This is a genomic window from Pseudomonas sp. P7548 (genome assembly GCF_013386585.1).
GTDB lineage: Bacteria > Pseudomonadota > Gammaproteobacteria > Pseudomonadales > Pseudomonadaceae > Aquipseudomonas.
On the sequence record NZ_JACARO010000047.1, the window covers coordinates 54433 to 73559 of the forward strand.

The window sequence follows — 19127 nt, forward strand, 5'->3', positions numbered from 1 at the left end:
AAGTTCGTCAGGCTTTATTCACAAGGCGTCAGAGATTCCGCTCCCGCCCAACACAGTCGGCAATGTTTTTCCCTGTCGTCAATCTGAACAAGCGCAGTTCCGGCCTTGGGGGCGCCGCACCAGCAGTGATATAGTTCGCCGCCAGTTCGGTTCACCCAACCCATGTGGCTACCTGCTTGCACATCCGTTGCAAACGAATGTCGTACACATGGTGTCTGAGTGAGAGGCTGCATCCCAAGGAGTTTAGATGAGTGCCGATAACGCCTACGCGGTCGAGCTGAAGGGCCTTACCTTCAAGCGCGGGACGCGCAGCATCTTCAATAACGTCGATATTCGCATTCCCCGCGGCAAGGTCACGGGCATCATGGGCCCTTCAGGCTGTGGCAAGACCACCCTGTTGCGCCTGATGGGCATGCAATTGCGGCCCAGTGCCGGCGAAGTGTGGGTCAATGGACAGAACCTGCCGACGCTGTCGCGCAGCGACCTGTTCGATGCGCGCAAGCACATGGGTGTGCTGTTCCAGAGCGGTGCGTTGTTCACCGATCTCGATGTATTCGAAAACGTGGCGTTTCCGCTGCGGGTGCATACCCAGCTGTCCGATGAAATGATTCGTGACATTGTGTTGCTGAAACTGCAGGCCGTGGGCCTTCGCGGTGCCGTCGACCTGATGCCTGACGAACTGTCCGGTGGCATGAAGCGCCGTGTCGCACTGGCGCGGGCCATCGCCCTCGACCCGCAGATCCTCATGTACGACGAACCGTTCGTGGGCCAGGATCCGATCGCCATGGGCGTATTGGTACGCCTCATTAGACTGCTCAACGATGCGCTGGGTATCACCAGTATCGTGGTTTCCCATGACCTGGCCGAAACCGCGAGCATCGCCGACTACCTCTATGTCGTCGGTGATGGCCAGGTGTTGGGGCAGGGCACTCCAGAAGAGTTGATGAACGCCGATAACCCGCGCATTCGCCAATTCATGACCGGCGATCCTGATGGCCCGGTGCCTTTCCATTTTCCGGCAGCGGACTACCGCTCAGATCTTCTGGGGAAGCGCTGATGCGCAAGACATCTCTTATCGAAAAGGTTCGCCTTTTCGGCCGCTCGGGCATCGACATTGTCGAAGTGCTGGGCCGTTCCACCCTCTTCCTGTTTCATGCCTTGCTCGGTCGTGGCGGCATCGGCGGCGGTTTTGGCCTGCTGATCAAGCAGTTGCACTCGGTGGGCGTGATGTCCCTGGTGATCATCGTCGTTTCCGGCGTGTTCATTGGCATGGTGCTGGCGCTGCAGGGTTTCAACATTCTGTCCAGTTACGGTTCGGAGCAGGCGGTGGGGCAGATGGTCGCCCTGACGCTGTTGCGTGAACTGGGGCCGGTGGTCACCGCCTTACTGTTTGCCGGGCGCGCCGGTTCTGCCCTGACGGCAGAAATCGGCAACATGAAGTCCACCGAACAGCTGTCCAGCCTGGAAATGATCGGCGTGGACCCGCTCAAGTACATCGTCGCCCCGCGCCTGTGGGCCGGCTTCATTTCCCTGCCGCTGCTGGCAATGATCTTCAGCGTGGTCGGTATCTGGGGCGGTTCGTGGGTGGCGGTTGACTGGCTGGGCGTCTATGACGGCTCCTACTGGGCCAACATGCAGAACAGCGTGACCTTCAGTGGTGACGTGCTCAACGGCATCATCAAAAGCATCGTTTTCGCCTTTGTAGTGACCTGGATCGCCGTATTCCAAGGCTACGACTGTGAGCCCACCTCAGAAGGGATCAGTCGCGCCACCACCAAGACCGTTGTGTACGCCTCGCTGGCGGTACTGGGCCTTGACTTCATTTTGACCGCCTTGATGTTTGGAGATTTCTGATGCAAAACCGCACTGTGGAAATCGGTGTCGGCCTTTTCTTGCTGGCTGGCATCCTGGCTTTACTGTTGCTGGCCCTGCGGGTCAGTGGCCTGTCGGCCAGCCCCACCGCCGATACTTATAAACTTTATGCGTACTTCGACAATATCGCCGGTTTGACGGTCAGAGCTAAAGTGACCATGGCCGGCGTTACCATCGGCAAGGTCACGGCAATCGATCTGGATCGCGACAGCTTCACCGGCCGGGTGACCATGCAGGTGGACAAGAAGGTAGATAATCTGCCGACTGACTCCACTGCATCTATCCTCACAGCGGGTCTGCTGGGCGAGAAGTACATCGGTGTCAGCGTGGGCGGGGAAACAGCCCTGCTCAAGGATGGTTCGACCATCCACGACACGCAGTCGTCGCTGGTGCTTGAAGACCTGATCGGTAAATTCCTGCTCAATACGGTCAATAAAGACGCCAAATGAGGAATCTGTTCATGATCTCTACCTTGCGACGTGGCCTGCTGGTATTGCTTGCAGCGCTGCCGCTGCTGGCCAACGCGGCAGGTTCTGCGCACGATCTGGTGCAGGATACGACCAGCAAGATGCTGGCTGACCTGACTGCCAACAAAGAGCAGTACAAGCAGGACCCGAGTAAGTTCTACGACGCGCTGAACTCGATTGTGGGCCCGGTGGTGGATGCCGAAGGCATTTCCCGCAGCATCATGACCGTCAAGTATTCGCGCAAGGCGACCCCGGCGCAGATGCAGACCTTCCAGGAAAATTTCAAGAAGGGCCTGTTCCAGTTCTACGGCAACGCGCTGCTTGAGTACAACAACCAGGGCATCACCGTGGACCCTGCCAAGGACGAGTCGGGCGACCGTACCAGCGTCGGCATGACTGTCAAAGGCAACAACGGCGCGGTCTACCCTGTGCAGTACACGCTGGAGAAGGTCAACGGCGAGTGGAAACTGCGCAACGTGATCATCAACGGCATCAACATCGGCAAGCTGTTCCGTGATCAGTTCGCTGACGCCATGCAGCGCAACGGCAACGACCTGGACAAGACCATCAACGGTTGGGCCGGTGAAGTGGCCAAGGCCAAGGAAGAAACTGACAAGCAAGCTGCCGGGAAGTCCGCACAATGACCGAGTCGGCTGTTCGTCTCGGCGACGCCGGCGAGTTGTTCCTCAGCGGCGTGCTGGACTACCGCACCGGGCCTGACCTGCGCAAGCAGGGCCAGGCGCTGATCAAGACCAGCACCGCGCCTGCACTGGTGCTCGATTGCTCGGCGGTGACCAAGTCCAGCAGCGTTGGCTTGTCGTTATTGCTGTGCTTTATCCGTGATGCCGAGGCGATTAAAAAGCCGGTCAGCATCCGTGCAATGCCCGAGGACATGCGGGAAATTGCCGAGGTTTCCGGCCTGACCGAGCTGTTGGCGCATCCTTAATAGCCATTTTCAGGAAAGCCCCCCGTCAGAGTCCTGCTATGCGGGGTTCGCAGGCGCGGGGCTTTTTTGTATGATGTGCGACCCGTGCGCACTGGGCGCCGATAGAGGTTGAGCATGCAGGCCCTAGAAGTTAAGCGCTTCCTTGAAGGAAAGCTGCCGGATACGAACGTAGAAGTTGAAGGCGAAGGCTGCAACTTCCAGCTGAACGTGATTAGCGATGAACTGGCGGCATTGAGCCCGGTCAAGCGTCAGCAGCAGATCTATGCCCATTTGAACCCATGGATCACCGATGGCAGCATCCATGCGGTCACTATGAAATTTTTCAGCCGCGCGGCCTGGGCCGAGCGCACCTGAGCCCCCAAGGCGTCGAGATTCTTATGGATAAATTGATTATTACCGGCGGTGCCCGCCTTGATGGCGAGATTCGCATTTCCGGTGCGAAAAACTCCGCTCTGCCGATCCTGGCGGCGACCCTGCTGTGCGATGGCCCGGTTACCGTGGCCAACCTGCCGCACCTGCACGACATCACCACCATGATCGAGCTGTTCGGTCGCATGGGCATTGAGCCGGTGATCGACGAGAAGCTGGCCGTCGAAATCGACCCGCGCACCATCAAGACCCTGGTCGCTCCGTACGAGCTGGTGAAAACCATGCGTGCCTCGATCCTGGTACTGGGCCCGATGGTTGCCCGTTTCGGCGAAGCCGAAGTGGCACTGCCTGGCGGTTGCGCCATCGGTTCGCGTCCGGTTGACCTGCACATCCGTGGCCTCGAAGCCATGGGCGCGACCATTGACGTCGAAGGCGGCTACATCAAGGCCAAGGCGCCGGAAGGCGGCCTGCGTGGTGCCAACTTCTTCTTCGATACCGTCAGCGTGACCGGTACCGAGAACATCATGATGGCCGCTGCCCTGGCCAACGGCCGCAGCGTCCTGCAAAACGCCGCGCGCGAGCCGGAAGTGGTCGACCTGGCCAACTTCCTGATCGCCATGGGTGCCAATATCACCGGCGCTGGCACCGACACCATCACCATCGACGGTGTGAAACGCCTGCACTCGGCCACCTACAAAGTAATGCCGGACCGTATCGAGACCGGCACCTACCTGGTTGCCGCTGCCGTCACCGGTGGCCGCGTCAAGGTCAAGGACACCGATCCGACCATCCTGGAAGCGGTGCTTGAGAAGCTGCGCGAAGCCGGTGCCGAAATCACCACCGGCGAAGACTGGATCGAGCTGAACATGCACGGCAAGCGTCCCAAGGCCGTCAACGTGCGTACCGCTCCCTACCCGGCGTTCCCGACCGACATGCAGGCGCAGTTCATCTCCCTGAACGCCATTGCCGAAGGCACCGGTGCGGTCATCGAGACCATCTTCGAAAACCGCTTCATGCACGTGTACGAATTGCACCGCATGGGCGCCAAGATCCAGGTCGAAGGCAACACCGCCATCGTGACCGGCACCGAGAAGCTCAAGGGCGCGCCAGTGATGGCCACCGACCTGCGCGCCTCGGCCAGCCTGGTAATATCGGCGCTGATCGCCGAGGGCGACACCCTGATCGACCGCATCTACCACATCGACCGTGGTTACGAGTGCATCGAAGAGAAACTGCAGATGCTCGGCGCGAAAATCCGCCGCGTACCGGGCTAGTTGCTGTTTGTAGTGAGCGGGCTTGCCCCGCGCCGAGGTGTATCAGGTAGGGTTAAGGCGCCTGACACACCACGTCGCGGGGCAAGCCCGCTCACTACAAGTTGAAGAAGCAATATGCTGAATTTGTTTAAAATCGAGGCTGTAATGGCCTCGATCTGTGTCTGGCGCCGTTCGCGACCGGACAGCAATAGCCTGATGAAGGACTGACGTTTCCCATGTTGACCATCGCACTGTCCAAGGGCCGCATCCTTGACGACACTTTGCCGCTTCTGGCTGAAGCGGGCATCGTGCCGACCGAGAATCCGGACAAGAGCCGCAAGCTGATCATCCCCACGACCCAGGACGACGTTCGTCTGTTGATCGTGCGGGCTACCGACGTGCCGACCTACGTTGAGCATGGCGCGGCCGACCTGGGTGTCGCCGGCAAGGACGTGCTGATGGAATACGGCGGCCAGGGTTTGTACGAGCCGCTGGACCTGCGTATCGCGCTGTGCAAGCTGATGACTGCCGGCCGTGTCGGTGATGTCGAGCCAAAGGGACGCCTGCGCGTGGCCACCAAGTTCGTCAACGTTGCCAAGCGTTACTACGCCGAGCAAGGTCGCCAGGTCGACATCATCAAGCTCTACGGCTCGATGGAGCTGGCCCCGTTGATCGGCCTGGCCGACAAGATCATCGACGTGGTCGACACCGGCAACACCCTGCGTGCCAATGGCCTGGAGCCTCAGGATTTCATTGCTGACATCAGCTCCCGCCTGATCGTCAACAAAGCGTCGATGAAGATGCAGCACGCCCGTATCCAGGCGTTGATCGACACCCTGCGCAAGGCAGTGGAGTCGCGACACCGCGGTTGACTTACCCGCGTAGCTGAACAGCTGCGCCCGTCTATCCGCCTCATAGCCAGAATTCTCAGGTGCCCAAGCGGATCGACTGCTAACTTTCGGCGCCTGAGCATTTTTGCCAATCCTATGAGGCCCTCGCTATGACCACGTCCACTGCAATTGCCCGACTCAACGCTGCCGATCCGGATTTCGCCCATCATCTGGATCATCTGCTGAGCTGGGAAAGCGTGTCCGACGATTCGGTCAACGGGCGGGTGCTCGACATCATCAAGGCCGTGCGCGAGCGCGGTGATGCGGCGCTGGTGGACTTCACCCGCCAGTTCGATGGCCTGGACGTCAAGTCCATGGCCGACCTGATCCTGCCCCGCGAACGCCTGGAGCTGGCCCTGACGCGCATCACTGCGCCCCAGCGCGAAGCCCTGGAAGTGGCGGCGGCGCGGGTGCGCAGCTACCACGAGAAGCAAAAGCAGGACTCCTGGAGCTACACCGAGGCCGACGGCACCTTGCTGGGCCAGAAGGTCACGCCGTTGGACCGTGCCGGCCTGTATGTGCCAGGCGGTAAAGCGTCCTACCCATCGTCGGTGTTGATGAACGCCATTCCCGCCAAGGTGGCCGGCGTGACCGAAGTGGTCATGGTGGTGCCAACCCCGCGTGGTGAAATCAACGAACTGGTGCTGGCGGCAGCGTGCATCGCCGGTGTCGACCGTGTGTTCACCATCGGTGGCGCACAGGCCGTTGCGGCCCTGGCTTATGGCACCGAAAGCGTACCGAAGGTCGACAAGGTGGTCGGCCCTGGCAACATCTACGTTGCCACTGCCAAGCGCCACGTGTTCGGCCAGGTTGGTATCGACATGATCGCCGGCCCTTCGGAAATCCTCGTGGTATGCGATGGCCAGACCGATCCGGACTGGATTGCCATGGACCTGTTCTCCCAGGCCGAGCACGACGAAGACGCCCAGGCGATCCTGGTCAGCCCGGATGCCGAGTTCCTCGACAAGGTCGCCGCCAGCATCAATAAGCTGATGCCGACCATGGAGCGCGCCGAGATCATCGAGAAGTCGATCAATGGCCGCGGCGCGCTGATCCTGGTGCGTGACATGGAGCAGGCCATCGAAGTGGCCAACCGTATCGCGCCGGAGCACCTGGAACTGTCCGTGGCCGACCCTCAGGCCTGGCTGCCGTCGATTCGCCACGCCGGTGCGATCTTCATGGGCCGCCACACCAGCGAAGCCCTGGGTGACTACTGCGCGGGCCCGAACCACGTGCTGCCGACCTCCGGCACTGCACGCTTCTCGTCGCCGCTGGGGGTGTACGACTTCCAGAAGCGTTCGTCGATCATCTTCTGCTCGCCGCAGGGCGCTTCCGAGCTGGGCAAGACCGCTTCGGTACTGGCCCGTGGTGAGTCCCTGAGTGCCCACGCCCGCAGCGCCGAATACCGTATCCTTGAACAGAAGGGGAACTGAGACATGAGCAAATTCTGGAGCCCTTTCGTCAAGGACCTCGTGCCTTACGTACCCGGCGAGCAGCCGAAGTTGACCAAGCTGGTCAAGCTCAACACCAATGAAAACCCCTACGGCCCATCGCCCAAGGCGTTGGCCGCGATGCAGGCCGAGCTGAACGACAACCTGCGCCTGTACCCGGACCCCAACAGCGACCTGCTCAAGCAGGCCGTGGCCAAGTATTACGGCGTGGATGCCGGCAAGGTGTTCCTCGGCAACGGTTCCGACGAAGTCCTGGCGCACATCTTCCACGGTTTGTTCCAGCACGATCTGCCGCTGCTGTTCCCGGACATCAGCTACAGCTTCTATCCGGTCTACTGCGGCCTGTACGGCATCCAGTCGGCCCCTGTGCCCTTGGACGAGCAGTTCCAGATCCGGGTAGCGGATTACGCCAAGCCCAACGGCGGGATCATCTTCCCCAACCCGAACGCGCCGACGGGCTGCGTGCTGGCGCTGGATGCGGTGGAGCAGATCCTCAAGGCCAGTCCGGATTCGGTGGTGGTGGTCGATGAAGCCTATATCGACTTCGGCGGTGAGACCGCGATCAGCCTGGTGGACCGCTACCCGAACCTGCTGGTGACCCAGACCCTGTCCAAATCGCGCTCACTGGCCGGTTTACGCGTGGGCCTGGCCGTGGGCCACCCGGACCTGATCGAAGCGCTGGAGCGGGTCAAGAACAGCTTCAACTCCTACCCGCTGGATCGCCTGGCGATTGTCGGCGCGGCGGCAGCGTTTGAGGACCGTGAGTATTTCGAGAAGACATGCCAACTGGTGATCGACAGCCGCAATAAGGTGGTCGCTCAGTTGGAAGGCAAGGGGTTTGAGGTGTTGCCTTCGGCGGCCAACTTCATCTTTGCCCGTCATCCCAAGCACGACGCTGCCGGCCTGGCGGCCAAACTGCGTGAGCAGGGTGTGATCGTGCGGCACTTCAAGCAGGAGCGGATTGCCCAGTTCCTGCGGATCAGCATCGGTACGCCGGAGCAGAATCAGGCGCTGATCGACGGCCTGGGCGAGCTCTAAGCTCCCTGAAGATCAAAAAATGTGGGAGCGGGCTTGCTCGCGAATGCGGTGGTTCAGTCACTGATGTGCTGAATGACACACTGCATTCGCGAGCAAGCCCGCTCCCACATTTGGTTTTGCGTTGAGGCAGTTAGATCAACGGCTCATCCGACTTCTTGTTCTTCCAACCATCATTGCCCGGCAGCAGCAGGTTCAAACCAATCGCCACCACCGCACACAGGGCAATGCCCTTGAGGCCGAAATCATCCGGGCCGGTGCCGGTGCCAACCAGCACACCGCCAATCCCGAACACCAGCGTCACCGACACAATCACCAGGTTGCGCGCTTCGCCCAGGTCGATCTTGTGGCGGATCAGTGTGTTCATCCCCACCGCCGCAATCGAGCCGAACAGCAGGCACAGAATCCCGCCCATCACCGGCACCGGAATGCTCTGCAGCAACGCGCCGAACTTACCGATAAACGCCAGGCTGATGGCAAAGATGGCCGCCCAGGTCATGATCTTCGGGTTGTAGTTCTTGGTCAGCATCACCGCACCGGTCACTTCGGCGTAGGTGGTGTTCGGCGGGCCGCCAAACAAACCGGCTGCCGTCGTGGCGATGCCGTCACCCAGCAGGGTGCGATGCAGGCCGGGCTTCTTCAAGTAGTCGCGACCGGTCACGCTGCCCACCGCAATCACGCCGCCAATGTGTTCGATCGCCGGGGCCAGGGCCACTGGGACGATAAACAGGATGGCCTGCCAGTTGAACTCCGGCGCAGTGAAGTGGGGCAGGGCGAACCACGGTGCAGCGGCAATTTTTGCGGTGTCGACCACGCCAAAGTAGAACGACATGGCAAAACCGACCAGCACGCCGGAGATGATCGGCACCAGGCGGAAAATGCCTTTGCCGAACACCGCCACGATCAACGTGGTCAGCAGCGCCGGCATCGAGATCATCATTGCCGTCTGGTAATGGATCAGTTCGCTGCCATCACCGGCCTTGCCCATCGCCATATTGGCCGCAATCGGCGCCATCGCCAGGCCAATGGAGATAATCACCGGGCCGATGACCACAGGGGGCAGCAACCGGTCGATAAACCCGGTGCCCTTGATCTTCACCGCCAGGCCCAGGAAGGTATAAACGAAACCGGCCGCCATCACCCCGCCCATGGTCGCGGCGAGGCCGAACTGGCCCTTGGCGAGAATGATCGGCGTGATGAAGGCAAAGCTCGACGCCAGGAAAACCGGCACCTGCCGACCTGTCACCAGCTGGAACAACAACGTGCCCAGGCCGGCGGTGAACAGTGCAACGTTTGGATCAAGACCTGTGATCAGCGGCATCAACACCAGCGCGCCAAATGCCACGAAGAGCATTTGTGCGCCAGACAGGATCTGGCGCCAAAGCGGGTCGTTGAATTCATCCTGCATGCTCACGCGTCCTTCTGCTTGGTGCCGAAGATCTTGTCACCGGCATCGCCCAGGCCCGGGATGATGTAGCCGTGCTCGTTCAGGCGCTCATCAATGGACGCGGTGTAGATCTGCACGTCCGGGTGGGCTTTCTCGACAGCGGCGATACCTTCCGGCGCAGCCACCAGCACCATGGCGCGGATGTCCTTGCAGCCGGCTTTTTTCAGCAGGTCGATGGTGGCGACCATGGAACTGCCGGTGGCGAGCATCGGGTCGATGATCATGGCCAGGCGCTCGTCGATTTCCGGGACGAGTTTTTCCAGGTAGGTATGGGCTTCCAGCGTTTCTTCATTGCGGGCCACGCCTACGGCGCTGACCTTGGCGCCCGGAATCAGGCTGAGGACGCCTTCGAGCATGCCGATACCGGCGCGCAAAATAGGCACCACAGTGATTTTCTTACCAGCGATCTTCTCGACCTGGACGGGACCGGCCCAACCGGGGATCTCGTAGGTTTCCAGGGGCAGATCCTTGGTGGCTTCGTAAGTGAGCAACGCTCCGACTTCCTGAGCAAGCTCACGGAAATTCTTCGTGCTAATGTCGGCGCGGCGCATAAGGCCGAGTTTGTGTCGGATCAGCGGGTGGCGGATCTCGCGAGTGGGCATGGGAAAGGCTCCGGCGGCGGGCAAAAAAACCGGCCTAGATTAATCTATCCGAGGGTGTTGTCCTATAGACATCTAGTACGTTAGTCCATTAAGGCTTGCTCGGAGCGCACGAGAAGCGTACCTTCGCCCGCTTTTCTTGCCACAGCACCCCCTTGGAGAGCGCCATGTCCGCTGATCTTGAGCATATCCGTCAAATCATGCGTGAGGCTGACTGCCTGTACACCGAAGCGCAAGTCGAAGCAGCGATCGCCGAGGTCGGCGCACACATTACTCGCGAAATGGCCGACACCAACCCGGTGGTCTTCTGCGTGATGAACGGTGGCCTGATCTTCGCCGGCAAATTGCTGACCCACCTGCAATTCCCGCTGGAAGCGTCCTACCTGCACGCCACCCGTTATCGCAACGAGACCAGCGGCGGCGACCTGTTCTGGAAAGCCAAGCCAGAAGTCTCGTTCATCGACCGTGACGTGCTGATCATCGACGACATCCTCGACGAAGGTCACACCCTGGGCGCGATCATCGACTTCTGCAAACACGCCGGCGCGCGCAAAGTGCACACCGCCGTGCTGATCGACAAGGACCACGACCGCAAGGCTCGCCCAGACCTGAAAGCCGATTACGTGGGCCTGCCATGCATCGACCGTTACATCTTCGGTTACGGCATGGACTACAAAGGTTACTGGCGCAACGCCAACGGTATCTACGCCGTCAAAGGGATGTAAGCCATGACTCGCTTTCTTGATCAGACACTGTTTGCTGAATTGGCCGAGAAAGCGGGCGCCAGCCCCCGTGGCCGGACCCACCACAACTTCCACCAGATGGAAGAGCCGTGCCATCGCATGGCGGTGGGGCTGCAGCCCAGTACCTATATTCCGCCTCACCGTCACTTGGGGGCTGACAAGGCAGAAACCTTGCTGGTCCTTCAAGGGCGCCTGGGCCTGCTGGTGTTCAGCGAAGCCGGCGAAGTGATTGCCAAGCGCGTGATGCAGGCGGGCGGCGAGTGCTCCGGTGTCGATCTTGCGCCCGGCATATTCCACGGCCTGGTGGTGCTTGAGCCCGGCACGGTGATGTTCGAATGCAAGGCCGGCCCCTATCGGCCGGTGGGGGAGGGCGAGCAGCCTGAATGGGCGCCTCGCGAAGGCGATGCCGGCGTGGCCGAGTATCAACGCTGGATGCTTGCCCAGTTCGATTGAGCTACAGTGCTCGGCCACCTTTTCTGGAGCGGCCCATGAGCCTGTTGATACGCACCTGCGCTGCCCTGGCGCTGACCCTCAGCTTGCCACTGGCGGCTGCGCCTGCGGTGATGCACAGCCAGTTTTTGCCGCCCGACGACCTGACCCTGCGCGCAGAGGCTGCCGACCAGCAACAACTGTTGCAAGTCACGGAGTACGCGGTTGTCGTCGGCAACCAGCGTCAGTCCACCCAGCAGCCGATTCCGGTGACCTCGCCGCTGATGATCCGCCTCAAGGGCAAGTCCTTGAACAAGGGCGCTACCATCGCCCAGGTGGTGCTCAACTTCGATGCCGAAAGCAAAAGCCTGAAAAAGCCGGCCTACGACGACAAGAGCAAGACCCTGACCTTGTCCTACCCCGTGGCCCAGTACCGTGTGATCGTCGACTTGCTGCGCAATGAAACGGTGTATGTGCAATTCCTGAGCTACGCCAATGGGCATATCTGGGCGGATCTGCATACCGGCGCTGTGCGTACCCAATAGCCAGAACACAGTAGATCCAATTGTGGGAGCGGGCTTGCTCGCGAATGCGATAGGTCAGTCAACTTATCTTTAACTGACATTCCGCATTCGCGAGCAAGCCCGCTCCCACATTGGATCTTCATTGTTTCCGAAGCACGCGCGCCGCAGGTAAACTGCTTTTCCCGTGTAAATGTCTGCAGGCTGGAGTCGGTAATGCGTAAAGATAAGAAACAGGTGATTGGTGACGAGATCGGCGACGACCAGATCAAGTTGTTCCTGGACTTCGAACCGGTTGATGCGACGTCGCCGTCCCTGCACAAACTGATCAAGGCCTACCGTGGCCTGCGTATCGACGATTTCGAGCGATTCCTGGGCTTCTTCAAGGAGGCCGGCCTGGACCTCGACGGCAAGGACGAGCATGGCCAGACCTTCGTCGACCTGATCAAGGACCAGCGCAACGCGGACGAGTACATCGAATTGATCGAAAACGCTCGCGGCTGATTATCCGAGGCATAAAAAAACGCCCCGTTCTCATGCAGAGGACGGGGCGTTTTTTATGGCTTCAAGGCCTCAAGCGTAGCTCTCGGTCTCGGCGGCAGGCGCAACCAGCTCCAGACTGATGTTGTTCTGCGCGTTGATCTTGCGATACAGCTCGGCGTCCGTTTCCAGGACTTTTTCCCGCGCCGGGAAGATCTCGTGCAGTTTGGCAGCCCATTCGCCGGCGGCTTTCTGCGGGAAGCACTTCTCGATCAACTCCAGCATGATCGAAACCGTCACCGAAGCACCCGGAGAGGCGCCCAGCAGAGCGGCCAGCGAGCCGTCCTTGGCCGCGACCAGCTCGGTGCCGAATTGCAGCACGCCGCCTTTCTTCGGGTCTTTCTTGATGATCTGCACCCGTTGGCCGGCCACTTCCAGGCGCCAGTCTTCGGCTTTCGCTTCCGGGTAGAAACGACGCAGGGATTCCAGGCGCTGTTCCATGGACTGGCGCACTTCGCTGACCAGGTACTTGGTCAGGTCCATGTTGTCACGGGCTACCGCCAGCATCGGGCCGATGTTGCCGGCGCGAATCGACATGGGCAGGTCAAGGAACGAGCCGTGCTTGAGGAACTTGGTGGTGAAGCCAGCGTATGGCCCGAACAGCAGAGACTTCTTGCCATCGACCACGCGGGTGTCCAGGTGCGGCACGGACATCGGCGGCGAACCTACGGCAGCCTGGCTGTAGACCTTGGCCTGGTGGTGCTTGACCACGTCCGGGTTGTCGCAACGCAGCCACTGGCCACTGACCGGGAAGCCGCCAAAGCCTTTGCTTTCCTCGATGCCCGAGGCCTGCAGCAGCGGCAGGGCAGCGCCACCGGCGCCGAGGAACACGAATTTGGCATCCACTTCACGGCTGTTGCCGCTGTTCACGTCCTTGATGCTCACGGTCCAGCCGGCACCGTTGCGCTTCAAGCCAGTCACGCGCTTGCAGTACTTGACCTGCGCGTCGGGCGAACTGGTCAGGTGGCTCAGCAGTTGGTTGGTCAGCGCACCGAAATTGACGTCGGTGCCGTTCATGACACGGGTGGCCGCGATTTTTTCATCGAGCGGGCGGCCCGGCATCATCAGCGGCATCCACTCAGCCATCTCGCTGCGGTCTTCGGTGTAGTGCATGTCCGAAAACGCGTGGTGCTGGCTGAGGGATTCAAAACGCTTCTTGAGGAAGGACACGCCTTTTTCGCCCTGCACGAAGCTCAGGTGCGGTACCGGGCTGATAAAGGATTTGGACGAGCCAAAGGTGCCCTTTTTGGTCAGGTATGCCCAGAACTGCTTCGACACCTCGAACTGAGTGTTGATGTGCACGGCTTTCTTGATATCGATGGAGCCATCGGCGGCCTGCGGCGTGTAGTTCAGCTCACACAGCCCGGCGTGGCCGGTACCGGCGTTGTTCCACGGGTTGGAACTTTCCGCGGCACCCGAATCCATCAGCTCAACGACTTCCAGCTTGAGGCCGGGGTCGAGCTCTTTGAGCAGTACGGCCAGGGTGGCACTCATGATGCCGGCCCCTACCAGTACTACGTCGACTGCTTCGTTATGCGCCATTTAACGCGTCTCCAAAATCTGCAGCACCAAATTGACGGCATGGCTGCCAGGAGTGATGGGGCGGTTCACGTGTTGCCCCAGATTACCCATGGCCAGGATCGCCATGTCCGATTCGCAATTCCTTGCACCTTCAGCACACGCTTCCTGCCGGGCTAATCTGCCTATGAACGCATTCATGGGCGCCTGTGGCAATTCGACTTATGGTCAAAGCGTGTGATTCGTGCAACCAATCCGTAGCGGACAGGCTCAAGCTCCGGTTGTTGAGGCGTGCTCGGTCCTGTGTGGTTGGGCTGTTCCAGACGCTGATGGTGCTTGTACAAACGCCAAACTATTCATTTGCTCGCCACACTCTTGTGAAGTTGTGAAAACCCGTTTTTTCACGCTCTTTTGAAGACGTGAACCTCAAAAAAGGGCTGCCCCAGCCTGGCACCTGGCCCGGATACCTTGCCGACACGCGGCAAAAACGGGCAAACAACACAAGTGGCCGAGCGCAATGGCAGCTCTGGCAGATGCGATACAGAGGGGTGGTGTGCAACGACAGCAGCAAGCACGCCAGCTCTATTCGATCTGTGTGGGCGGCTCTCTGTGGGCGATTGGGGGTTAATGCCGAGGCATTAACGATGCTGCGAGGCCCGATCAGGAGACGTCCTTATAATCGGGGGGAGATTGTAGCGAAGAACGCCAAGGAAATGGGCGTGTTTTATGACTTTTATTAAGGCTTTGGTCAGGAAGCCAGCGCGTGACGTGGATGCTCGTGTGCCACCCTCGTGTTCACCCGGGCGCTGGCCGGCAGCGGACGGTGCATCCAGCCCAGATGGGTCTCGGCCACTTCCACCCAGCCTTCGCCGACCGGTGGCAAGCTGCATTGCTTGAACGCCAGGCAATGGCCGTGTGCGTCAAGCAGGGCATAGTGGCGATGACGGGCGTTTGGCATGAACAGCGATTTGAGAAGGCGCATGGCTTTGTACCTATTACGTTACATGCTCGAAGGTTGCCAGTGTGCCATGACATTGAAATGACGGATTTATGCGAAATTGTAATTTCAACCCGGCTTCAGCCGCCGTTCAGGATGGCTGGTGAGTGGCGGGCGTGCACCGTTATACTGCTGGCCTGTTTGCGCCTAGTCCTGGAGAAATGAGTATGTTGCAACGCCTGTTGTTCGGTTTGATCACTGTGACCAGTTTGACCCTGGTTGGCTGCGCCAACAGCCCGCAACAACTCAGCCCAGAGCCGAAAGTCACCTCGCAGCTGGCGCCGGTCGGGCATGGCCAGCCGGTGTCGGTGCGTGTGGTCGATGGCCGTCCGTCGCCTACCCTCGGTTCGCGCGGTGGCCTGTACCCTGAAACCGCTTTGGTTTCTGTGAATGCCCAGGACGTACTGCCCAAGCTGCAGGCCCAGGCGGAAGCCGCCGTGCGCCTGCTGGGCTTCACGCCAAGCCCCAATGCGCCGGGTGCGCCGCAGCTGACCATCACCCTGGCCGAGCTGAAGTACCAGTCGCCTAAAGAAGGCCTGTACGTGACCGAGGCGTCCATTGGCGCCACCTTCAAGTCCGACGTCTCCGCCGGCACCCGCCGCTACAGCGGCCGTTACGGTGCGTCCCTGAACCAGCGCTTCGGCATGGCGCCGAACCAGGAAACCAACACCAAGCTGGTCAGCGATGTGCTGAGCGATGCCTTGACCCGCCTGTTCAAGGACCCAAGCATCGGCCAACTGCTCAGCTCGCAGTAACCGCTTATAAAAAAACCGGGCTCAGTGATGAGCCCGGTTTTTTTGTGCCTGTAGCGTTCATGCAGCCGTTTCGACATAAAAGTCCAGCACACTCACGCCAGTGAGCAGGTCCTGCTCCGGCAGGTCGGCGTGCTGGTGTCCGCCGAGCGCGCAATACACCAGCCAATGACGGTCCTGAACGTTGAAGGCGAGGCCGCCGACGAGGGCCTCCTGCTCATCGCTTTGAGCAATCAGATACAGCCGATCCTGGTTTTGCGCATGCAGCATGACAAGCTCCCGAACGTTCGAAGGGCAACAGAGTGGCTTGTTAAGGTGACGTTCAGGTGACGATGTAAATTACTGGATACATTAGCCGTTAATGGGGGACGGAGTGGTTAGGCGCAGGAGGCGACTATCGTTCAGGTTTGTATCTGAATTGATACCTGGATACTGATTCACCGAGGTTTGCGATGGCGCTGCCCGCACTGCTGATCAATGCTGTTGCTTTATTGGTGGCCTGCCCGGCTGCCGCGCTGCTGTTTATTACCCGTCTGCGAGAGCAGCGAGCGATGGCCGACCTGACCGCCCAGAGCGAAGATCGCGCGATCGACCAGCCGATGCTGTTTCTGGATGTGCGCACCGAGCGGGCGCACCGGTTGGCTTACCGCATCGGGTTTGCCTGCCTGGGCCTGGCGCTGGCCGTTTCCTGGATCAGCACCCGCCTGTAGAAAACACCACAAAACAACTGAGCTGGCTTGCTGTGGCGAGCAAGCTTGCTTGCGCTGCGGTGCGAAGCGCCCCCAAAGAGCCGGCTCCAGCTACGCTGTCGAGCGGGAGCAAGCTCCCTCGCCACAGCAAGCCAGCTCCCACCGTTTGAATCGGTGTTTACAGGGGGATTCCTGCCTTCACCCGATACTGATTGCGCACTGGCGTTGCATATTGCACCACCAGGAACGGCCGGTGCTCGGCCGGGCATTCGTTCAAGCGTCGCTCCCACTCCGCCTTGGCCTTGGCCAGCTCATCGGCCGGGAATACCTCGGCTGCCGTCGGCACCTGCAATTGCGGGTCGGCGTCGCTCCATTGGGCGTACGCCAGGTAATGCACCGGGAACAACCGATAACCGCCGAGAATCTGGCGGTCCATTTCCACCGCCAGCAACTTGGTGTCCTCGAAGCGTTCGGTGATCGGCGGCGCGAAGTTCACGTGCACGCGGCCCTTGTAGCCGGTGATGCCCAGCGCAATGCTCACGTCGTCTTCACCCGGCGCCTTGCTGTAGGTGCCGGTGGTGGCGCGGATGTACAGCTCGCGGGCCTTGGCTGAATCGCAGGGGTCGTATTCGTAGCTGATGGACACCGGCGTCAGGTTCAGCGACTGGATCACCTCGGCAAACGGCTCGTCCTTGCGGCTGACGTGGAACATCTTGAGGATCGCCGACTCAGTGCGATCATCCCCATCCTTGGCACGGCCTTCGGCCTGGGCGATCCAGATCGACGCGCCGTCATTGCGGATAGAGTGGTTGATATAGGCTGACAGCAACTGGTAGGCCGCCATTTTCTCTTTTCGCCCGGTGATCGAGCGGTGCACGATGAAGCTCTTGTTCAGGCGCATCAGGTCGCTGACAAACGGCTTTTGCAGCAGGTTGTCGCCGATGGCGATACGCGGCGTTGGCAGGCCGGCGTGGTACACGGCGTAGTTGACAAAGGCCGGGTCCATCACGATGTCGCGGTGGTTGGCGAGGAACAGGTAGGCGGTGCCCGACTTGAGCTGCTCGACCCCGGTGTAGGTCACGCCGTCGGTCGCACGGTCGATGGTGTGGTCGACGTAATACTCGACTTTGTCCTGCAGCGTGGCCACGGTGGTGACGCCGGCGAACTCACGGCGTAGTTTGCGGGCGATCATCGGCTTGAGCAGCCAGCCCAGGGCGCCGGCAAAGCGCGGGAAGCGGAAGTGGGTCAGGATGTCCAGAAAGGCCTTGTCACTGAACAGACGTGCCAGCACTGCCGGGACTTCGCTGTCGTTGTAAGGTCGGATGGTATCGAATTCGCCCATCATGCTCTCTTGTTAGAAACGGCTAGGGTAAGTAAAGGAAATACCAGGGTGCGGCCCGAGTAATGGGCTCGGCCGAAAATAGCCCTGTAAATAGACCGGCGATTATACGCACAAGTCACCTTGGAGGCTGCGATGCTGGAAAACGCGACGTACGATTGTCCTTATTGTGGTGAAGCGGTCGACACAACGGTGGACCTGTCTGGAGGGGATCAGACCTATATCGAGGACTGCCAGGTCTGTTGTCGGCCGATCGTTTTTGACCTGCAGGTCCACGGGGAAGAGTGGATGCTTGAAACCCGTAGCGAAAACGACTGACAGGTACGCCCATGCAGCGAATCTACGAGCCGGAAAACCTGATGGAGGGCGAGCTGTTGCAACAGATGCTCGCCAGCGAGGGCATTGAGGCGCACCTGGTGGGCCGGCATTTGCTCGGCGGCACCGGCGAGCTGCCGATTTTCGGGCTGCTGGGCCTGGAAGTGGATAACGACCGTGCGGTCTACGCGCGCGAGCTGATCACGGCTTATATCGGTGCCCAACCCATGCCCGGCGATGAACCCGACAGCTTCCCCGACGTGCTGGTCTGTTAGGCTGTTGTTCGGTTTACCCAAGAGTCGTGTTGCCCCATGTGTGGACGTTATGCCCTGTTTCGCTGGAACCCTGCCTTTGCCGCCTTGCCGGGCTTTCCGGCCGACCAGCAGGCCCAGTGGAACATTTCCCCGAATGATTCGGTGCTGATTCAGCGCGCCATCGACGGCCAGCGCACCCTGGCCCGTGCACGCTGGGGCCTCACGCCGCCGTGGCTGACGGACCTTTCCCGCACGCCCGCCCACGCTCGTGCCGAAACCCTGGCCGAACAACCGATGTTTCGCGAAGCCTTTCGCCAGCGCCGTTGCCTGCTGCCCGCCAATGGCTTCTACGAATGGCGCGGTACCCAGCGCAAGCGCCCGTATTGGCTGACCCCGGGGGAGGGCTCCACGCTGTTTTTTGCGGCGATCTGGGAAGCCTACCCGGTGCAGGAGCAAGTGTGGCTGAGCACGGCGGTGGTGACGCAGCCGGCGCAGAGCCAGCGGCGGCCGCTGATCCTGGATGCGGCGGGGCAGGAGGCCTGGTTGAACCCGGAGACACCGCTGCATGCGCTGCAAGCGTTGCTGGCCAGTGAGCCCTTCGCATTGCGCGAACGGGTGTTGGCCAATATGGTCAATGATCCCAAGCTCAATGGGCCGGAGTGCCTGACCCCGGCTTGAATTTCTCTGTTGTCTGTTCTGGC

25 protein-coding genes are annotated in these 19127 nt (G+C 60.4%); 19 read left to right on the forward strand and 6 right to left on the reverse strand.

All coding sequences use genetic code 11. From position 1 onward, the window contains the following. Positions 1-247: 247 nt before the first annotated feature. The 10 genes from HX803_RS19570 (at position 248) to hisC (ending at position 8286) form a co-directional block, all read left to right on the forward strand. Positions 248-1057 carry an ATP-binding cassette domain-containing protein gene (locus HX803_RS19570; RefSeq protein ID WP_053254426.1) on the forward strand — a complete coding sequence of 270 codons (810 nt, stop codon included), beginning with the start codon at positions 248-250 and terminating at the stop codon, positions 1055-1057. Further along, a complete protein-coding gene (gene mlaE / locus HX803_RS19575; RefSeq protein ID WP_178922707.1) occupies positions 1057-1854 on the forward strand; it encodes a lipid asymmetry maintenance ABC transporter permease subunit MlaE in 798 nt (265 codons plus the stop codon). Before HX803_RS19570 ends, mlaE begins: the two co-directional genes overlap by 1 nt. Continuing rightward, positions 1854-2321, forward strand: coding sequence for an outer membrane lipid asymmetry maintenance protein MlaD (gene mlaD, locus HX803_RS19580; RefSeq protein WP_005784855.1), 468 nt, complete (start codon positions 1854-1856; stop codon positions 2319-2321). Before mlaE ends, mlaD begins: the two co-directional genes overlap by 1 nt. 11 nt (positions 2322-2332) lie before the next feature. Beyond that, entirely contained in the window at positions 2333-2983 is a 651-nt protein-coding gene (locus HX803_RS19585; RefSeq protein ID WP_176995074.1) for a phospholipid-binding protein MlaC, read from the forward strand. Then, positions 2980-3285, forward strand: a complete 306-nt coding sequence (locus tag HX803_RS19590) for a lipid asymmetry maintenance protein MlaB (RefSeq protein ID WP_178922709.1) — start codon at positions 2980-2982, stop codon at positions 3283-3285. Before HX803_RS19585 ends, HX803_RS19590 begins: the two co-directional genes overlap by 4 nt. Positions 3286-3399: 114 nt before the next feature. After that, entirely contained in the window at positions 3400-3639 is a 240-nt protein-coding gene (locus tag HX803_RS19595; RefSeq protein ID WP_178922711.1) for a BolA family protein, read from the forward strand. Between the two features lie 23 nt (positions 3640-3662). Next, the gene (murA, locus tag HX803_RS19600; RefSeq protein ID WP_178922713.1) at positions 3663-4928 is read left to right on the forward strand and encodes a UDP-N-acetylglucosamine 1-carboxyvinyltransferase; all 1266 of its coding nucleotides are present in this window, start codon (positions 3663-3665) and stop codon (positions 4926-4928) included. 215 nt (positions 4929-5143) lie between these two features. Next, positions 5144-5779: an ATP phosphoribosyltransferase gene (hisG, locus tag HX803_RS19605; protein ID WP_003188599.1), complete on the forward strand. Its 636-nt coding sequence runs from the start codon at positions 5144-5146 to the stop codon at positions 5777-5779. 128 nt (positions 5780-5907) lie between these two features. Then, positions 5908-7230, forward strand: coding sequence for a histidinol dehydrogenase (gene hisD / locus HX803_RS19610; protein ID WP_178922715.1), 1323 nt, complete (start codon positions 5908-5910; stop codon positions 7228-7230). Positions 7231-7233: 3 nt separating this feature from the next. Next, positions 7234-8286 carry a histidinol-phosphate transaminase gene (gene hisC, locus HX803_RS19615; RefSeq protein ID WP_178922717.1) on the forward strand — a complete coding sequence of 351 codons (1053 nt, stop codon included), beginning with the start codon at positions 7234-7236 and terminating at the stop codon, positions 8284-8286. 130 nt (positions 8287-8416) lie between these two features. On the opposite strand, the gene HX803_RS19620 is transcribed toward hisC, so the two are convergent. After that, positions 8417-9691 (reverse strand): uracil-xanthine permease family protein, encoded by a 1275-nt coding sequence (locus HX803_RS19620; protein ID WP_016974275.1) that lies wholly within the window; start codon positions 9689-9691, stop codon positions 8417-8419. Between the two features lie 2 nt (positions 9692-9693). After that, entirely contained in the window at positions 9694-10332 is a 639-nt protein-coding gene (upp, locus tag HX803_RS19625) for a uracil phosphoribosyltransferase (RefSeq protein WP_105520868.1), read from the reverse strand. 164 nt (positions 10333-10496) lie between these two features. On the opposite strand from upp, the gene HX803_RS19630 reads away from it, so the two are divergent. The 4 genes from HX803_RS19630 to HX803_RS19645 all read left to right on the forward strand — a co-directional run bounded on the left by HX803_RS19630 (position 10497) and on the right by HX803_RS19645 (position 12526). Further along, the gene (locus tag HX803_RS19630) at positions 10497-11054 is read left to right on the forward strand and encodes a hypoxanthine-guanine phosphoribosyltransferase (RefSeq protein ID WP_176995068.1); all 558 of its coding nucleotides are present in this window, start codon (positions 10497-10499) and stop codon (positions 11052-11054) included. 3 nt (positions 11055-11057) lie between these two features. Then, entirely contained in the window at positions 11058-11525 is a 468-nt protein-coding gene (locus tag HX803_RS19635) for a WbuC family cupin fold metalloprotein (protein WP_178922719.1), read from the forward strand. Positions 11526-11560: 35 nt separating this feature from the next. After that, entirely contained in the window at positions 11561-12046 is a 486-nt protein-coding gene (locus tag HX803_RS19640) for a hypothetical protein (protein WP_178922721.1), read from the forward strand. 192 nt (positions 12047-12238) lie between these two features. After that, entirely contained in the window at positions 12239-12526 is a 288-nt protein-coding gene (locus HX803_RS19645) for a PA4642 family protein (RefSeq protein ID WP_016976601.1), read from the forward strand. Positions 12527-12595: 69 nt separating this feature from the next. On the opposite strand, the gene mqo is transcribed toward HX803_RS19645, so the two are convergent. Further along, entirely contained in the window at positions 12596-14104 is a 1509-nt protein-coding gene (gene mqo, locus HX803_RS19650) for a malate dehydrogenase (quinone) (RefSeq protein ID WP_178922723.1), read from the reverse strand. 724 nt (positions 14105-14828) lie between these two features. Continuing rightward, positions 14829-15062, reverse strand: coding sequence for a hypothetical protein (locus tag HX803_RS19655; RefSeq protein WP_178922725.1), 234 nt, complete (start codon positions 15060-15062; stop codon positions 14829-14831). 182 nt (positions 15063-15244) lie between these two features. Here HX803_RS19655 and HX803_RS19660 point away from each other — a divergent pair, with 182 nt between their 5' ends. Then, positions 15245-15832 carry a YajG family lipoprotein gene (locus HX803_RS19660; protein ID WP_178922727.1) on the forward strand — a complete coding sequence of 196 codons (588 nt, stop codon included), beginning with the start codon at positions 15245-15247 and terminating at the stop codon, positions 15830-15832. Between the two features lie 57 nt (positions 15833-15889). Here the strand turns inward: HX803_RS19660 and HX803_RS19665 are convergent, their stop codons facing one another. Continuing rightward, positions 15890-16099, reverse strand: a complete 210-nt coding sequence (locus HX803_RS19665; protein ID WP_176995062.1) for a hypothetical protein — start codon at positions 16097-16099, stop codon at positions 15890-15892. A 182-nt stretch (positions 16100-16281) separates the two neighbouring features. Here HX803_RS19665 and HX803_RS19670 point away from each other — a divergent pair, with 182 nt between their 5' ends. Next, positions 16282-16539, forward strand: a complete 258-nt coding sequence (locus tag HX803_RS19670; protein WP_176995061.1) for a hypothetical protein — start codon at positions 16282-16284, stop codon at positions 16537-16539. A gap of 157 nt (positions 16540-16696) precedes the next feature. On the opposite strand, the gene HX803_RS19675 is transcribed toward HX803_RS19670, so the two are convergent. Further along, a complete protein-coding gene (locus HX803_RS19675; protein WP_176995060.1) occupies positions 16697-17860 on the reverse strand; it encodes a 1-acyl-sn-glycerol-3-phosphate acyltransferase in 1164 nt (387 codons plus the stop codon). Positions 17861-17992: 132 nt separating this feature from the next. Here HX803_RS19675 and HX803_RS19680 point away from each other — a divergent pair, with 132 nt between their 5' ends. From HX803_RS19680 to HX803_RS19690, 3 genes are read left to right on the forward strand one after another with little or no spacing between them, the layout of a single operon-like run. After that, positions 17993-18175 carry a CPXCG motif-containing cysteine-rich protein gene (locus HX803_RS19680; protein WP_178922729.1) on the forward strand — a complete coding sequence of 61 codons (183 nt, stop codon included), beginning with the start codon at positions 17993-17995 and terminating at the stop codon, positions 18173-18175. Positions 18176-18186: 11 nt separating this feature from the next. After that, positions 18187-18447 (forward strand): putative signal transducing protein, encoded by a 261-nt coding sequence (locus tag HX803_RS19685; protein WP_178922731.1) that lies wholly within the window; start codon positions 18187-18189, stop codon positions 18445-18447. Between the two features lie 36 nt (positions 18448-18483). Further along, a complete protein-coding gene (locus HX803_RS19690) occupies positions 18484-19104 on the forward strand; it encodes an SOS response-associated peptidase (RefSeq protein WP_178922733.1) in 621 nt (206 codons plus the stop codon). Positions 19105-19127: the final 23 nt, after the last annotated feature.

Coding starts and splice junctions, on each gene's coding strand:
- HX803_RS19570 (WP_053254426.1), top strand. CDS start 248: ATGAGTGCCGATAACGCCTACGCGGTCGAGCTGAAGGGCCTTACCTTC.
- mlaE (WP_178922707.1), top strand. CDS start 1,057: ATGCGCAAGACATCTCTTATCGAAAAGGTTCGCCTTTTCGGCCGCTCG.
- mlaD (WP_005784855.1), top strand. CDS start 1,854: ATGCAAAACCGCACTGTGGAAATCGGTGTCGGCCTTTTCTTGCTGGCT.
- HX803_RS19585 (WP_176995074.1), top strand. CDS start 2,333: ATGATCTCTACCTTGCGACGTGGCCTGCTGGTATTGCTTGCAGCGCTG.
- HX803_RS19590 (WP_178922709.1), top strand. CDS start 2,980: ATGACCGAGTCGGCTGTTCGTCTCGGCGACGCCGGCGAGTTGTTCCTC.
- HX803_RS19595 (WP_178922711.1), top strand. CDS start 3,400: ATGCAGGCCCTAGAAGTTAAGCGCTTCCTTGAAGGAAAGCTGCCGGAT.
- murA (WP_178922713.1), top strand. CDS start 3,663: ATGGATAAATTGATTATTACCGGCGGTGCCCGCCTTGATGGCGAGATT.
- hisG (WP_003188599.1), top strand. CDS start 5,144: ATGTTGACCATCGCACTGTCCAAGGGCCGCATCCTTGACGACACTTTG.
- hisD (WP_178922715.1), top strand. CDS start 5,908: ATGACCACGTCCACTGCAATTGCCCGACTCAACGCTGCCGATCCGGAT.
- hisC (WP_178922717.1), top strand. CDS start 7,234: ATGAGCAAATTCTGGAGCCCTTTCGTCAAGGACCTCGTGCCTTACGTA.
- HX803_RS19620 (WP_016974275.1), bottom strand. CDS start 9,691: ATGCAGGATGAATTCAACGACCCGCTTTGGCGCCAGATCCTGTCTGGC.
- upp (WP_105520868.1), bottom strand. CDS start 10,332: ATGCCCACTCGCGAGATCCGCCACCCGCTGATCCGACACAAACTCGGC.
- HX803_RS19630 (WP_176995068.1), top strand. CDS start 10,497: ATGTCCGCTGATCTTGAGCATATCCGTCAAATCATGCGTGAGGCTGAC.
- HX803_RS19635 (WP_178922719.1), top strand. CDS start 11,058: ATGACTCGCTTTCTTGATCAGACACTGTTTGCTGAATTGGCCGAGAAA.
- HX803_RS19640 (WP_178922721.1), top strand. CDS start 11,561: ATGAGCCTGTTGATACGCACCTGCGCTGCCCTGGCGCTGACCCTCAGC.
- HX803_RS19645 (WP_016976601.1), top strand. CDS start 12,239: ATGCGTAAAGATAAGAAACAGGTGATTGGTGACGAGATCGGCGACGAC.
- mqo (WP_178922723.1), bottom strand. CDS start 14,104: ATGGCGCATAACGAAGCAGTCGACGTAGTACTGGTAGGGGCCGGCATC.
- HX803_RS19655 (WP_178922725.1), bottom strand. CDS start 15,062: ATGCGCCTTCTCAAATCGCTGTTCATGCCAAACGCCCGTCATCGCCAC.
- HX803_RS19660 (WP_178922727.1), top strand. CDS start 15,245: ATGTTGCAACGCCTGTTGTTCGGTTTGATCACTGTGACCAGTTTGACC.
- HX803_RS19665 (WP_176995062.1), bottom strand. CDS start 16,099: ATGCTGCATGCGCAAAACCAGGATCGGCTGTATCTGATTGCTCAAAGC.
- HX803_RS19670 (WP_176995061.1), top strand. CDS start 16,282: ATGGCGCTGCCCGCACTGCTGATCAATGCTGTTGCTTTATTGGTGGCC.
- HX803_RS19675 (WP_176995060.1), bottom strand. CDS start 17,860: ATGGGCGAATTCGATACCATCCGACCTTACAACGACAGCGAAGTCCCG.
- HX803_RS19680 (WP_178922729.1), top strand. CDS start 17,993: ATGCTGGAAAACGCGACGTACGATTGTCCTTATTGTGGTGAAGCGGTC.
- HX803_RS19685 (WP_178922731.1), top strand. CDS start 18,187: ATGCAGCGAATCTACGAGCCGGAAAACCTGATGGAGGGCGAGCTGTTG.
- HX803_RS19690 (WP_178922733.1), top strand. CDS start 18,484: ATGTGTGGACGTTATGCCCTGTTTCGCTGGAACCCTGCCTTTGCCGCC.